Origin of the sequence: Pantoea sp. Fr+CA_20, assembly GCF_024520835.1 — a bacterium.
In the GTDB taxonomy this organism is placed as follows: Bacteria; Pseudomonadota; Gammaproteobacteria; order Enterobacterales; family Enterobacteriaceae; genus Pantoea; species Pantoea allii.
The window spans coordinates 47,615-61,156 of record NZ_JALNPN010000020.1 but is presented as its reverse complement, the minus strand read 5'-3'; the positions used below and the strand labels follow the sequence as shown (position 1 = coordinate 61,156).

The window sequence follows — 13,542 nt, the reverse complement described above, 5'->3', positions numbered from 1 at the left end:
GCCTTTTTAAAACACTGGGATCAGTCACTGTCTTTTGGTGTGGCGTTCTCAACGCGACTTTTAAGCTTCTGCCCTGGACGGAATGTCACTACGCGACGCGCAGTAATTGGAATATCCTCTCCCGTTTTTGGGTTTCTGCCTGGACGTTGGTTTTTGTCACGCAGGTCAAAATTACCAAACCCCGACAGTTTAACCTGTTCTCCATTTTCCAAAGCGCGGCGAACCTCTTCGAAAAACAACTCCACTAACTCTTTTGCATCACGTTTGCTCAGCCCGAGTTTTTCAAACAGGTATTCTGACATCTCAGCTTTTGTAAGCGCCATAGGTTCAATCCCTCAAGGTTGCCTGGAATCGCTCTTTTAATGCCGCAACGCATTTGGCAACCGTCGCGGCAATCTCCTCTTCTTCGAGTGTCCGGCTGGTATCCTGCAAAATCAGGCTGATTGCGAGGCTCTTATAGCCCTCGGAAACACCCTTACCTCGGTACACGTCAAACAAGTTTACGCCAACTACCTGATTTACGCCAACTTTCTTACACTCCGCGATGATATCTGCTGCAGGCACGTTTTCGGCCACAACAACAGCGATATCACGACGGTTTGCCGGGAAGCGTGAAATCTCTTGCGCATCAGGCAGGACGCGGTCTGCGACCTTATTCCAAAGCAGTTCAAAGACTAAGGTACGACCGTTGAGATCCAGCTTACGTTCAAGTTCGGGATGAACCACTCCGATAAATCCGATTCGTTCATCGTGTAAATAAATTGCCGCACTTTGTCCAGGATGCAACGCCGGATTCGCTTCAGCGCGGAAGCTAATCGCATTCATCTTGCCGGTTAAATCCAGCAGCGACTCTAAATCGCCTTTCAAATCATAGAAGTCAACGGTCTGGCGCGCCAGGTCCCAATGTTCTTCATAGCGGTTGCCACTCAGCACGCCTGCCAGCATCAAATCCTGGCGAATACCGAGATCCGCCTGCGTATCAGGCACAAAGCGCAGGCCGCTCTCAAACAGGCGCACGCGGCTCTGCTGACGGTTCTGGTTATACACCACCGCGCTGAGTAAGCCGGTCCACAGTGACAGACGCATCGTGGACATATCGCTGGAGATCGGGCTTGGCAGCAGCAGTGCCTCTTCACCCGGATGCAGCAACTGCTGCACCTTCGGGTCCACGAAGCTGTAGGTGATCGCTTCCTGATAACCTTTGTCTACCAGCAGCATCTTCGCCCGCTTCAGCGACAGGTTCGCTTCACGGTGCTTCGTCATCACCAGGCCAGCATGGACAGGCACATCCGGGATGTTGTTGTAACCATAAATACGGGCGATCTCTTCCACCAGGTCTTCTTCGATAGCCATATCGAAGCGCCAGGTCGGTGCCACTGCACGCCATTCACCGTTACCTACGCTGACCTGACAGCCCAGGCGCGTTAAAATGTCGGTTACCTGCTCATCGCTGACCACATGACCAATTAACCGATCCAGCTTTTCACGACGCAGCGTGATAGTCGCGGGCTGTGGTAATGCGTCCGCCGACGTCTGATCGATAACCGGCCCCGCTTCACCGCCGCAAATGGTCAGCAGCAACTGGGTGGCGCGCTCCATCGCCTTATGCTGCAGCGCGGCATCCACACCGCGCTCGTAGCGATGGGAGGCATCGGTATGTAAGCCATAGCGACGAGCACGGCCCGCAATCGCCAGGGGTTCAAACCAGGCGCTCTCCAGTAAAACATTTTGCGTTTCCGCGTTTACACCGGAATGTTCACCGCCGAAAATGCCGCCCATCGCCAGGGCTTTCTGGTGATCGGCAATAACCAGCGTATCGCTGCTGAGTTTAACCGCGGTGCCATCCAGTAACGTCAGCGCTTCACCGTCTTTCGCCATGCGTACCACGATTCCGCCGTCAATGCGGTCGAGATCGAAAGCGTGCATGGGCTGACCCAGCTCAAGCAATACATAGTTAGTGATGTCGACCACCGGATCGATAGAGCGAATACCACAACGACGCAGTTTCTCTTTCATCCACAGCGGTGTGGCAGCGGCAACGTTAATGCCTTTAACGACCCGGCCTAAATAACGTGGACAGGCTGCGGTCGCCTCGACATTGATCGGGACAGTATCAGAAATCGTCGCTGCAACCGGCTCAATGGCAGGTGCGTTAAGCGGCAGGCTGTTCAGTACCGCCACATCACGGGCAATACCAATAATTCCCAGGCAGTCGGCGCGGTTAGGCGTGACGCTGATTTCAATGGTGTTGTCGTCCAGCTGCAGGTAGTCACGAATATCTGTGCCAACCGGTGCATCGGCGGGCAATTCGATAATGCCACTGTGATCGTCGGAAATACCCAGCTCCGAGAACGAACACAGCATGCCTTCCGACGGTTCGCCACGCAGCTTGGCCGCTTTAATTTTAAAATCGCCCGGCAGCACAGCACCCACGGTGGCGACCGCAACTTTCAGGCCCTGACGGCAGTTTGGTGCGCCGCAGACGATATCCAGCAGACGATCGCCGCCGGTATTAATTTTGGTCACGCGCAGTTTGTCAGCATTAGGATGCTGACCGCACTCCACGACTTCGCCAACCACAACACCGTGAAACGCGCCCGCGACCGGCTCAACGCCGTCCACTTCCAGGCCGGCCATGGTGATCTGTTCAGATAAGGCTGCACTGTCAAGGGCGGGATTTACCCATTCGCGTAACCAGAGTTCACTGAATTTCATTGGATAACCTGCCCTTACTTAAATTGTTTGAGGAAACGTAAATCATTTTCGAAGAATGCGCGCAAATCGGTCACGCCGTAGCGCAGCATGGTCAGGCGCTCCATGCCCATGCCAAAGGCAAAGCCTGAATAGATTTCCGGATCGATACCGACATTACGCAGGACATTCGGATGCACCATGCCGCAACCCAGCACTTCGAGCCACTTGCCATTTTTACCCATGACATCCACTTCCGCGGACGGTTCGGTAAATGGGAAATAGGAAGGACGGAAACGAATCTGCAAGTCTTCCTCAAAGAAGTTGTTCAGGAAATCGTGCAGCGTGCCCTTCAGGTTGGTGAAGTTGATATTTTTATCAACGATCAGACCTTCCATTTGATGGAACATCGGCGTGTGCGTCTGATCGTAGTCGTTACGATAAACTCGGCCCGGTGCAATAATGCGCAGCGGTGGCTGCTGGTTCTTCATGGTACGGATTTGCACGCCAGAGGTTTGGGTACGCAGCAGACGCGTGGCATCGAACCAGAAGGTGTCATGATCGGCGCGCGCCGGGTGATGGCCTGGGATATTGAGTGCATCGAAGTTATGATAATCGTCTTCAATTTCCGGCCCCGTAACGACCGCAAAGCCCAGTTCGCCAAAAAAGGTTTCAATACGATCGATGGTACGGGTAACCGGATGCAGGCCGCCGTTCTCGATACGACGTCCCGGCAGGGAGACGTCGATGGTTTCTGCCGCCAGACGCGCGTTGAGCACCGCTGACTCCATCTCTTCTTTACGCGCGTTCAGGCGTTCCGTTACCTGCTGTTTGGCTTCGTTAATCACGGCACCTGCGGCAGGACGCTCTTCCGCTGGCAGCTCGCGCAGTGTGGTCATCTGCAGTGTCAGATGCCCTTTCTTCCCCAGATATTCGACGCGCACCGCGTCAAGGGCGGCGATATCGGTCGCCCCATCGATGGCCGCCGTGGCGTTCGCCACCAGTTCTGCTAGTTGGGACATGTTTTCCTCTTTTTCCAGTCAGGCTGGTTAGTACGTGTTGGGACCTGGCGGTCCAATATGCCAGCGCCAAAAACAAAAAAAGCCTCCACGTGGGAGGCTTTCAGCGCGATTTTTCGTTTCTTTTCTTATGCGCAAAAGCCCCTGATTGTCAGGCGCTAAAGTAAAAAAAGAAACGGAAAATAGCAGCATTCATGCTTGCGTTACCTTGTCGTGATTCTCAACGGCACTATTGAAATGCGCAGCGGTGAAAAAGTCAAACTTTTGCTCAGGTTACAGATAATAAAAAAGGGAGCAAGCTCCCTTTTTCAACTGACTTACGCCAGCGCTGATTTCGCTTTTTCTACCAGTGCAGTAAATGCCACTTTGTCGAATACGGCGATGTCGGCCAGGATTTTACGGTCAATTTCAATGGCTGCTTTTTTCAGACCATTGATGAAACGGCTGTAAGACATACCGTTCTGACGCGCCGCTGCGTTGATACGCGCGATCCACAGCTGACGGAACTGACGCTTACGTTGACGACGGTCGCGGTAAGCATACTGACCAGCTTTAATAACAGCCTGGAAGGCAACGCGGTAAACACGTGAACGTGCACCGTAGTAACCTTTAGCTTGTTTTAAGATTTTTTTGTGACGTGCGCGAGCAACTACACCACGTTTTACACGAGCCATTTAGCTCTCCTGTTTAATATTCTGAATTAATTAAAAAATTTACTTATGCGTACGGCAGGCAGGCGATAACCAGACCCAGATCGCCTTTAGACACCATGCCTTTCGGACGCAGGTGACGTTTACGCTTAGTAGATTTTTTAGTCAGAATATGACGCAGGTTTGCGTGTTTACGCTTGAAGCCGCCAGAAGCGGTCTTCTTGAAGCGCTTAGCCGCGCCACGTACAGTTTTAATCTTTGGCATTTTTAAAAATATCCACTTCGCATTGTTGATAACATGACCCAGACAGGCGAACAACAAACCGCGCAACGCAAGCGCTGCGCGGCCATTGCTACTTGAATGCCTACTGTTTCTTCTTAGGAGCGAGCACCATGATCATCTGGCGGCCTTCGATCTTCGAAGGGAAGGATTCGACAATGGCCAAATCCAGATCTTCACACAGGTCTTTACGGACGCGGTTAAGCACTTCCATACCGATCTGCTGGTGCGCCATCTCACGACCGCGGAAACGGAGCGTGATTTTAGCTTTATCGCCATCTTCCAGAAAGCGAATCAGGTTGCGTAGTTTGACCTGATAGTCGCCATCATCGGTTCCAGGACGGAATTTGATTTCCTTAACCTGAATAACTTTTTGCTTCTTCTTCTGTTCCTTAGAAGATTTGCTTTTTTCATAGAGGAACTTGCCGTAATCCATAATTCGGCAGACCGGCGGTTCGGCGTTCGGGCTAATTTCGACTAAGTCGCCACCCGCTTCCTCGGCTTTTTCCAAAGCTTCGCGTAATGTGACAATGCCAATCGGCTCACCATCCATGCCTGTTAAGCGCACTTCGGTCGCGCGGATTTCACTGTTAATTTTGTTCGGACGCGTAGGTAGTACTCGTTTTCCGCCTTTAATACTTTATTCCTCCAATTGTTGAAGATTTCGGCTGCGAACCTCTTGTTGCAACTTCTCAACAAACACATCGACATCCATCGACCCAAGGTCTTTTCCACGGCGGGTGCGAACGGCAACTTTGCCAGCTTCCACCTCTTTATCACCGCAGACCAACATATAAGGGACGCGACGTAATGTGTGCTCGCGGATTTTAAAGCCTATCTTCTCATTTCTCAAGTCTGCTTTCACACGAATGCCAGCATTCTGCAATTTACGTGTCAAAGTCTCAACATATTCTGCCTGACCGTCGGTAATATTCATTACCACAGCCTGCATCGGTGCCAGCCAGCTTGGGAAGAAACCCGCGAACTCTTCGGTCAAAATACCGATGAAGCGCTCCATCGATCCCAGAATCGCACGGTGAATCATCACCGGGGTCTGACGATCGTTGTTTTCTCCCACGTAGGTAGCATCCAGGCGTTTAGGCAGGGAAAAGTCTAGCTGAACTGTTCCACACTGCCAGGCGCGGTCAAGGCAATCGTATAGTGTAAATTCAATTTTAGGGCCATAAAACGCACCCTCACCCGGCTGATATTCAAACTCAATGTTGTTTTCATTGAGCGCCGCAGCCAGGTCTTCTTCTGCACGATCCCAGGTTTCATCAGAACCGATGCGCTTTTCAGGACGCGTGGACAGTTTCACCACGATCTTTTCAAAGCCAAAGGTGCTGTACATGTCGTAAACCATGCGGATACAGCTGTTAACTTCAGTACGCAGCTGGTCTTCAGTACAGAAAATATGGGCATCATCCTGGGTAAAGCCACGAACACGCATCAGACCGTGCAAAGCACCTGATGGTTCATTACGGTGGCAGCTACCGAACTCAGCCATACGCAGCGGCAAATCGCGATAGGATTTTAACCCCTGGTTAAAAATTTGCACGTGCCCCGGGCAGTTCATTGGTTTGATGCAGTACTCACGGTTCTCAGATGAGGTCGTGAACATCGCATCTTTGTAGTTTTCCCAGTGACCCGTTTTTTCCCACAGGACGCGATCCATCATAAACGGACCTTTAACTTCCTGATACTGGTACTCTTTTAGCTTACTACGGACGAACACTTCCAGCTCGCGGAAAATAGTCCAGCCGTCATTATGCCAGAAAACCATGCCCGGCGCTTCTTCCTGCATATGGTAAAGGTCGAGTTGCTTACCAATCTTACGATGGTCGCGCTTCGCCGCCTCTTCCAGACGCTGCAGGTAAGCTGCCAACTGTTTCTTGTCTGCCCATGCTGTACCGTAGATACGCTGCAGCATTTTGTTATCGCTGTCACCGCGCCAGTAAGCACCCGAAATTTTCTGCAGTTTGAAATGATGGCAGAAACGCATATTCGGCACGTGCGGGCCACGGCACATATCGACGTATTCTTCATGATGATAGAGCCCTGGGCGATCATCATGACTGATGTTCTCATCCAGGATGGTGGTCTTATAGACTTCACCGCGCGCAGCAAAGACATCACGCGCTTCCTGCCAGCTGACTTTTTTCTTCACCACATCGTAGTTGGTCTCGGCCAACTGATGCATGCGTTTTTCCAGCAGCTCGATATCTTCCTGCGTCAGGGTACGATCGATATCGACGTCATAATAGAAGCCATTGTCGATAACTGGACCAATCGCCATTTTCGTATCGGGCCACAGTTGCTTAATGGCATGGCCTAACAGATGCGCGCAAGAGTGGCGAATAATCTCAAGACCCGCTTCGTCTTTTGCTGTGATAATGGCAACAGACGCGTCTTCGGTGATGGGATCAACCGCATCAACCAGTTCACCGTTAACCCGTCCAGCGATACAGGCTTTTGCCAGACCGGGACCAATATCAAGCGCGATGTCCATAACGCTGACAGGGCGATCGTACGAACGCTGACTGCCATCAGGAAGCGTAATTACAGGCATAGAATGTCCTTAGTTGCAGTGGTAAGCCACACGAAAGCTTACATACAAAATTGAGTAGTTTTATTGACCTGGCGGTATATCAGACCCACATTGTCGGAATGTCGCCAGGAGTGTAATGCGGGACGGATAATAGCAGTTTTCAGGCGCGAGCAAAACCCATGCGTTTTACGCTAACCCTCAGAGAGATCAAAAAAAAGCGGCCAGGCACTCTGCCAGACCGCGATTGATCAGCCATTGTGAACGCGCATTACATTGCGTAGGACAGCATGACTGAGGTTCGGGTATCGGTATGGTCTGGCGCAGAAGCCGGTGGGTTGTTGTTCCAGGTCACGTTATAAGCCAGTTTCAGGGCAAAGTGATCGTTGATGGCAACCTGCAAACCGGTTTCTGAGTTGACCGTGGTATCTTCGCCCAGTGAACTCAGCACAGATACGCCCTGAATAAACTTGGTCGTATCGGTCAGTTGCCACTGGTAGCTCACCGCACCGTAGGCCAGGCCTTGGGTTTTGTGATCGCCGCCGCGGTAATCATCGTAACGTACGCCCGGACCGAATTCAGCACGCAGCGAATGCACCGGACCATTCAGAATCTGACGACCGTAACCGGCGGTCAGCACATCACGGGAATCATAGCCGTTGTAACGGTCGCTTAACCAACTCGCCTGACCGAACAGATAGTCATAGGCGCTCATGTTGTAACGGGAACGTGCGCCAACGTTATAGGTTTCAGAAGAGCGCTCATCGTTAGCAGAGGTGTTTGCGGCATTGCCCCACAAGCTGTAGGCCATTGATTCTGTGTACCAGGTCATATTGCTTTGTGCGGTCAATGATGAACTGGTGGTGTTACCACTTTGTGCCAGGTAACCCGCAGAGGCAGAACCTTCAAAAGGCTTTTTAGCCGTGGATGGGTCATCCATTGCGGTAAAGACCGCATTATCGGCCAGCGCCTGGTGACAAAACGCTCCGGCAGAGAGCAAAAGAACAGCAGACAGCTTGTTAAAGGCTTTCATTAAATGTGATCCGTGCGGCAGTTTTAAAAACGAAGATTCTGAAGGGTTTCCCAATGCGATCAATGCAATTTACGGTAACTTTTGTAAAAAAACATGAATTCGCTCAGAACGGCATACATTAGCGTAACGCCGTGCATTCACTGGGCGTTAACCTGATTTCGGCGCGCATTATAGAGCCATTTTTACCAAATGGCATCTGTTCATTTACAAGATTTACATTGGGTTTCTTTCGCACTCCCGCCGTGACTTGCGCACAGATTGATCTGATTTTTAGGCTCATCTCCTTCATTATTCGCCTGTTTTTTCGCCATGTACTACGCTGTGTGTTATTTAACCATGTCGAGGTGCAAAATGAGTAACGGGGATTTACACCGCTATGTCGTCACGTTTCATTATCAGGAAAGCGGACTCGCTGACGTTCTGACACTAACCGGCGCGCTGACATCAGGCGGCTTCTCTACCACGTTGATGGATGATAAGGGGAACCCCCACGAGCTTGGCACCAACAGTTTTGGCATCGTCACCACGCTTACACACGAAGATTTAAAACAGCAAGCCATTGCTGCTGGCGAAAGCGCGCTGGGACAGAAACCCGACGTTACGTTGACCACGCTTGAAGATTTTCTGCGCGACGCTGCCCGTTCGCCAGAATAGTCTGTGCGCAAGCGCAGATTTTCGAGAGAGGTTACAGGTTACAATCGAACTCAGGCAGCGAATAAAGAGGATAACCCGATGTGGTCAGCCATTAGTCGTCTGTTAAACGAGCCATTTGGTCATGCCGATATTACCCAACGTCTTGAACTTCCCGGTGGGGACGTACATCCTGCCTGGCTGATTCGCTATGGCGACCAGGATGTATTTGTAAAATGTAACAGCCGCGACAAGGTGACGCTTTTCAGTTGGGAAGCCGATCAACTCGCCCTGCTGCGCCGAACGCAGACTGTCCGTGTGCCGGAAGTATACGGCGTCGGCAGCGATCGGGATTACAGTTTCATTCTGCTGGAGTACATCAAGCCTGAGCCTCTCGACGCGCACAGCGCGCATCAGTTAGGACAGCAGCTGGCGCGCCTGCATCAGTGGAGCGAGCAGCCCCAGTTCGGTCTTGATTTTGACAATAACCTGACGACCACGCCACAACCTAACAGCTGGCTACGGCGCTGGTCTGCTTTTTTTGCAGAACAGCGCATCGGCTGGCAGCTGCAAATCGCCGCAGAGAAAGGCATCCTGTATGGCGATACCGATCTGATTGTCGACTGCGTGCAGCGAACGCTGGCATCACATCATCCCCAACCTTCTCTGCTCCATGGCGATCTGTGGCCCACCAATTGCGCAGCCAGCCAGAGTGGGCCATGGATTTTTGATCCGGCCTGTTACTGGGGAGATCGGGAATGTGACCTGGCCATGCTGAGCTGGTTTAACGATCTGCCCAGAGAAATCTTTGACGGTTATAACCAGACCTGGCCGTTACCGGATGGCTTCTCACAGCGCCAGCCGGTCTATCAGCTTTATTATCTGCTAAATCGGGCGAACGTCTTTGGCGGCAACTGGCTGGGAGCCGCGCAGCTTGCCGTAGGTCAGTTACTGGATGATGATGCACTGGCGGCCGGTCAGGCTAAACCGGCCTGACCGGTTACAGAAAACCCAGCAGAGAAAGCAGGAAATATCCCGCGATGGCAATCACCACCGGCAGAATATAGAGCGGGAAAATCTGCAGGAAAATGGTGTGGCGAGGTACGCGCACCTTCTCTTCTAACTGCTGACGTGTGCGCCCTTCACTGCCCTTAGCCTGTTCAAGAATCATCTGGTCTTCAATGCCTTCCCGCACGTGGCGCGCCTGGCGTCCCATGCGGGAACCTGAAGCTTCCAGCGCCAGACCGACGAAGATCAAAATATAGACAAGCCAGAATCCCAGATTCATCTGCCCGTTAAAGTCCGGCACAGGTGAGTTATGCCAGAAAACGTTCAGGAACGGCGTATTAAAACGAATCATGTCGACCATAACATGAATAAAATCAAGCATAACGGCATCAATGCCAGGCTTCTTTTCACTGTGCTTAAATAAAAAACTCAGCAGTGAGATTATTGTGGATACTAACGCCAGTAAAAAAACTATCCAGCCGACGACACGCTTAAGGATGGCAATGCGGCCAGCCTGTTGATAGGTCATGATATCTCCTGAACCCAAAATCCTGTTAGCCTCTAGTCTACCTGCCCTTAGGGCGTTTTCCCAAAAAAAAGCGCGGGCTGCGCCCGTAATGCCTCTCCTGAGCGAGCCTCCCCCGTTCGTGATAAAGTAGGCCGTCATGTTTACGGGAGAGCCTCATGCCTTACCACCGCCCTGTTTATGCTGCTTTATTTGATATGGATGGATTGCTGATCGATTCGGAACCGCTTTGGGACAGAGCCGAAATGGATATCTTTTCAACCCTGAATCTCGATCTGACGCGCCGCCATGAGCTCCCCGATACACTGGGGCTGCGCATCGACCAGACCGTGCGCATGTGGTACGAAACCCTGCCCTGGTCAGGGCCGAGCCAGCAAGAAGTGACTCAGCGCATTATCGCCCGCGCGATGGAACTGATCGCCACGCAGCGCCCGCTGCTACCCGGCGTTGAATCCGCACTCACACTCTGTAAACAGCACGGCCTGAAAATCGGCCTTGTCTCGGCTTCGCCACTGTTTATGCTGGAAGGCGTGCTGGAAATGTTCAACCTGCGCCATTATTTTGACGTGCTGTCATCGGCGGAGAATCTGCCCTACAGTAAGCCGCATCCGCAGGTGTATTTACATGCTGCCGACGCGTTGCGTATCGATCCGCTTCACTGTGTCGCCCTGGAAGACTCTGTCAACGGAATGGTCGCGAGCAAAGCGGCGCGCATGCGCGCGGTTGTCGTCCCGGCTGCCGCGCATCAGGACGATGCCCGCTGGTCGCTGGCCGATGTTAAGCTGAGCAGCCTGACACAACTGACGCGCACGCATTTACTGGGTTAATTGTGGCTACGCTGTAACCTGTTGCACAACCTTAAAAAATTAACGCTTCGTTACAGCGTCACGGGTTCTCATTTACTGGATAAATCCCTATACTGGATGCATCGACAGTTTTTCTTGCAGCCAGGTTTTATCATGACGGCCGAGGGCCATATCTTTTTTGCTGTTGCCAGCGCTATTTTCGCTAAACGGGCCGAACTTACCCCAGTGATGGCGCATGCCGACTGGTGGCATTTGATTCCGGCCACGCTACTGACCTGCCTGCTTCCCGATATCGACCATCCTAAATCCCTGTTAGGACAGCGGCTGCGCTGGCTGTCGCACCCTATTGCGCGGGTGTTTGGCCATCGCGGATTTACCCACAGCCTGCTTGCCGTGGCAGCCAGCCTGTGGCTGTTCCAGATCAACGTGCCGAAAAGCTGGCCTGTCCCGGCGGATGTGTTGCAGGGCATGACGCTCGGTTATCTGAGCCATATTGTGGCTGATATGCTCACCCCCGCCGGCGTTCCCCTGCTCTGGCCCTGCCGCTGGCGTTTTCGCCTGCCAGTGCTTAACAGTCAGAAAGGCAATCAGCTGGAGCGTACGCTTTGTCTTTGCCTGATTGGTTATGCCTTATGGTTCCCGCTGGGGATGCCGTCGTTTGGCGAAAATGGCTGGCCGGCCCAGGTATTTGATACGCTGCAAAACGGCGTCAGTCGTCTCATCTCTGCGCAATCAGAACGCTAAGCCGGGAGCAAAACAGTCCCGGTTATAAGCTATTCCATTTGGATATAAGATTGCGCCATTTCTAACTGTTACCATTTCCGAATACGTATCTTTACGATCACTATCTTTGCCGCTCTCCTACCAGGGAATGCTGCATAACTTCGGAGTTGCTATGGATATTCCTCTTACGCTTAACGTCGTAGCATTTGTCGTGCTGCTGCTTTTATTGTCACGCATGAGCCGCGCAAACTGGAGCCTGTCAAAAAAAGTGCTGACCGGTTTAGTGCTGGGTGTGCTTTTTGGTCTGGCACTACAGCTGATTTACGGCGGCAACAGCGATATCGTTAAAACCTCAATTAGCTGGTTCAACATCGTGGGTAACGGCTATGTACAACTGCTGCAGATGATTGTGATGCCGCTGGTGTTTGTATCCATACTCAGCGCCGTGGCCCGTCTGCACAATGCCTCTTCGCTGGGGAAAATCAGTTTTCTGACTATTGGCGTACTGCTGTTTACGACGGCCATTTCCGCCCTGGTCGGCGTTTTCGTAACCGGTTTGTTTCATCTTAACGCCACCGGCCTGGTACAGGGCGCGCAGGAAACCGCTCGCCTGAGCGCGATTCAGAGTAACTACGTCGGTAAAGTCGCCGATCTGACCGTGCCGCAATTAATCCTGTCGTTTATTCCTAAGAATCCTTTTGCTGATTTAACCGGGGCCAGCCCGACCTCGATCATCAGCGTGGTAATTTTCGCCGCCTTCCTTGGCGTCGCTGCCCTGCAGCTCCATAAAGACGATGAGGTTAAAGGCCAGCGCGTCCTGACCGCTATCGATACGCTGCAGTCGTGGGTGATGAAGCTGGTGCGCCTGATTATGAAACTGACACCTTATGGTGTGCTGGCGCTGATGACTAAAGTGGTGGCCGGTTCTAACCTACAGGACATCATTAAGCTGGGCAGCTTTGTGGTGGCGTCCTACTTAGGACTGACCATCATGTTTGTGGTTCATGCCCTGCTCTTATCGGTCAACGGCATCAATCCTATGCGGTTTTTCCGCAAGGTCTGGCCGGTACTGACCTTCGCCTTTACCAGTCGCTCCAGCGCCGCCAGCATTCCGCTGAATGTTGAAGCCCAGACTCGCCGTCTTGGCGTGCCCGAATCGATTGCCAGCTTCTCGGCCTCGTTTGGTGCCACTATTGGACAGAACGGCTGTGCCGGTCTTTATCCGACCATGCTGGCAGTGATGGTGGCCCCAACGGTCGGCATTAACCCTTTTGATCCGCTGTGGATTGCCACACTGGTCGGCATTGTGACGTTGAGTTCCGCAGGCGTGGCCGGTGTCGGCGGCGGTGCGACCTTTGCCGCCCTGATTGTGCTGCCCGCAATGGGGCTGCCGGTTACTCTGGTGGCACTGTTGATCTCCATTGAGCCCCTGATTGATATGGGCAGAACAGCGCTGAACGTCAATGGTTCCATGACCGCAGGTTCCCTGACCAGCCGCTGGTTGGGCCTGACCAATAAACGCGTTTTAGAACGCTGCGAACACGGTGAATTAGAACACAGTTAATCACTGCAGACCTGGCGCCAGCCGCCAGGTCTTTCCCCCTTTTTCTGTCTTATCTTCTCCATATTTC

General features: G+C 52.4%; 15 protein-coding genes and 1 other annotated feature. Of the genes, 5 read left to right on the top strand and 10 right to left on the bottom strand.

Annotated elements, in window-relative coordinates; all coding sequences use genetic code 11:
- Window positions 1–20: 20 nt before the first annotated feature.
- The 9 genes from ihfA to NR177_RS19450 all read right to left on the bottom strand — a co-directional run bounded on the left by ihfA (window position 21) and on the right by NR177_RS19450 (window position 8,218).
- Window positions 21–323, bottom strand: a complete 303-nt coding sequence (gene ihfA, locus NR177_RS19490; RefSeq protein ID WP_006118960.1) for an integration host factor subunit alpha — start codon at window positions 321–323, stop codon at window positions 21–23.
- A 4-nt stretch (window positions 324–327) separates the two neighbouring features.
- Complete coding sequence (pheT, locus tag NR177_RS19485; protein ID WP_256853444.1) at window positions 328–2,715, bottom strand: phenylalanine--tRNA ligase subunit beta; 2,388 nt, start codon at window positions 2,713–2,715, stop codon at window positions 328–330.
- Window positions 2,716–2,729: 14 nt separating this feature from the next.
- Complete coding sequence (pheS, locus tag NR177_RS19480) at window positions 2,730–3,713, bottom strand: phenylalanine--tRNA ligase subunit alpha (protein WP_063879373.1); 984 nt, start codon at window positions 3,711–3,713, stop codon at window positions 2,730–2,732.
- A 72-nt stretch (window positions 3,714–3,785) separates the two neighbouring features.
- Window positions 3,786–3,911, bottom strand: a sequence feature (Phe leader region).
- Window positions 3,862–3,906, bottom strand: a complete 45-nt coding sequence (gene pheM / locus NR177_RS19475) for a pheST operon leader peptide PheM (protein ID WP_106120997.1) — start codon at window positions 3,904–3,906, stop codon at window positions 3,862–3,864. (Overlaps the previous feature by 45 nt.)
- A gap of 116 nt (window positions 3,912–4,027) precedes the next feature.
- A complete protein-coding gene (gene rplT, locus NR177_RS19470) occupies window positions 4,028–4,384 on the bottom strand; it encodes a 50S ribosomal protein L20 (protein ID WP_006118956.1) in 357 nt (118 codons plus the stop codon).
- Between the two features lie 43 nt (window positions 4,385–4,427).
- Complete coding sequence (rpmI, locus tag NR177_RS19465; RefSeq protein ID WP_004157374.1) at window positions 4,428–4,625, bottom strand: 50S ribosomal protein L35; 198 nt, start codon at window positions 4,623–4,625, stop codon at window positions 4,428–4,430.
- A gap of 100 nt (window positions 4,626–4,725) precedes the next feature.
- Window positions 4,726–5,277: a translation initiation factor IF-3 gene (gene infC / locus NR177_RS19460; protein ID WP_033732471.1), complete on the bottom strand. Its 552-nt coding sequence runs from the start codon at window positions 5,275–5,277 to the stop codon at window positions 4,726–4,728.
- Between the two features lie 3 nt (window positions 5,278–5,280).
- Window positions 5,281–7,209 carry a threonine--tRNA ligase gene (gene thrS / locus NR177_RS19455; RefSeq protein ID WP_063879372.1) on the bottom strand — a complete coding sequence of 643 codons (1,929 nt, stop codon included), beginning with the start codon at window positions 7,207–7,209 and terminating at the stop codon, window positions 5,281–5,283.
- Window positions 7,210–7,456: 247 nt separating this feature from the next.
- Entirely contained in the window at window positions 7,457–8,218 is a 762-nt protein-coding gene (locus NR177_RS19450) for a YdiY family protein (RefSeq protein ID WP_063879371.1), read from the bottom strand.
- Between the two features lie 351 nt (window positions 8,219–8,569).
- Here NR177_RS19450 and ghoS point away from each other — a divergent pair, with 351 nt between their 5' ends.
- Window positions 8,570–8,872 (top strand): type V toxin-antitoxin system endoribonuclease antitoxin GhoS, encoded by a 303-nt coding sequence (gene ghoS / locus NR177_RS19445; protein ID WP_063879370.1) that lies wholly within the window; start codon window positions 8,570–8,572, stop codon window positions 8,870–8,872.
- 78 nt (window positions 8,873–8,950) lie between these two features.
- On the top strand, window positions 8,951–9,844 hold the full coding sequence (locus tag NR177_RS19440; protein WP_096012508.1) for a fructosamine kinase family protein: 894 nt from the start codon (window positions 8,951–8,953) through the stop codon (window positions 9,842–9,844).
- A 4-nt stretch (window positions 9,845–9,848) separates the two neighbouring features.
- Here the strand turns inward: NR177_RS19440 and NR177_RS19435 are convergent, their stop codons facing one another.
- The gene (locus NR177_RS19435) at window positions 9,849–10,385 is read right to left on the bottom strand and encodes a YniB family protein (protein WP_096012507.1); all 537 of its coding nucleotides are present in this window, start codon (window positions 10,383–10,385) and stop codon (window positions 9,849–9,851) included.
- A gap of 155 nt (window positions 10,386–10,540) precedes the next feature.
- Here NR177_RS19435 and hxpB point away from each other — a divergent pair, with 155 nt between their 5' ends.
- The 3 genes from hxpB to NR177_RS19420 all read left to right on the top strand — a co-directional run bounded on the left by hxpB (window position 10,541) and on the right by NR177_RS19420 (window position 13,475).
- Window positions 10,541–11,209, top strand: a complete 669-nt coding sequence (gene hxpB / locus NR177_RS19430; protein ID WP_109716236.1) for a hexitol phosphatase HxpB — start codon at window positions 10,541–10,543, stop codon at window positions 11,207–11,209.
- 132 nt (window positions 11,210–11,341) lie between these two features.
- Complete coding sequence (locus tag NR177_RS19425; RefSeq protein WP_063881164.1) at window positions 11,342–11,932, top strand: metal-dependent hydrolase; 591 nt, start codon at window positions 11,342–11,344, stop codon at window positions 11,930–11,932.
- Between the two features lie 151 nt (window positions 11,933–12,083).
- Window positions 12,084–13,475: an L-cystine transporter gene (locus NR177_RS19420; protein WP_256853443.1), complete on the top strand. Its 1,392-nt coding sequence runs from the start codon at window positions 12,084–12,086 to the stop codon at window positions 13,473–13,475.
- The last annotated feature ends 67 nt before the right edge of the window (window positions 13,476–13,542 follow it).

Excerpts from the sequence above, each read along its gene's own strand:
- NR177_RS19420 (WP_256853443.1), top strand. The coding sequence starts at position 12,084 with ATGGATATTCCTCTTACGCTTAACGTCGTAGCATTTGTCGTGCTGCTG.
- NR177_RS19435 (WP_096012507.1), bottom strand. The coding sequence starts at position 10,385 with ATGACCTATCAACAGGCTGGCCGCATTGCCATCCTTAAGCGTGTCGTC.
- NR177_RS19450 (WP_063879371.1), bottom strand. The coding sequence starts at position 8,218 with ATGAAAGCCTTTAACAAGCTGTCTGCTGTTCTTTTGCTCTCTGCCGGA.
- pheS (WP_063879373.1), bottom strand. The coding sequence starts at position 3,713 with ATGTCCCAACTAGCAGAACTGGTGGCGAACGCCACGGCGGCCATCGAT.
- thrS (WP_063879372.1), bottom strand. The coding sequence starts at position 7,209 with ATGCCTGTAATTACGCTTCCTGATGGCAGTCAGCGTTCGTACGATCGC.
- hxpB (WP_109716236.1), top strand. The coding sequence starts at position 10,541 with ATGCCTTACCACCGCCCTGTTTATGCTGCTTTATTTGATATGGATGGA.
- pheT (WP_256853444.1), bottom strand. The coding sequence starts at position 2,715 with ATGAAATTCAGTGAACTCTGGTTACGCGAATGGGTAAATCCCGCCCTT.
- rpmI (WP_004157374.1), bottom strand. The coding sequence starts at position 4,625 with ATGCCAAAGATTAAAACTGTACGTGGCGCGGCTAAGCGCTTCAAGAAG.
- NR177_RS19425 (WP_063881164.1), top strand. The coding sequence starts at position 11,342 with ATGACGGCCGAGGGCCATATCTTTTTTGCTGTTGCCAGCGCTATTTTC.
- ghoS (WP_063879370.1), top strand. The coding sequence starts at position 8,570 with ATGAGTAACGGGGATTTACACCGCTATGTCGTCACGTTTCATTATCAG.
- rplT (WP_006118956.1), bottom strand. The coding sequence starts at position 4,384 with ATGGCTCGTGTAAAACGTGGTGTAGTTGCTCGCGCACGTCACAAAAAA.
- ihfA (WP_006118960.1), bottom strand. The coding sequence starts at position 323 with ATGGCGCTTACAAAAGCTGAGATGTCAGAATACCTGTTTGAAAAACTC.
- NR177_RS19440 (WP_096012508.1), top strand. The coding sequence starts at position 8,951 with ATGTGGTCAGCCATTAGTCGTCTGTTAAACGAGCCATTTGGTCATGCC.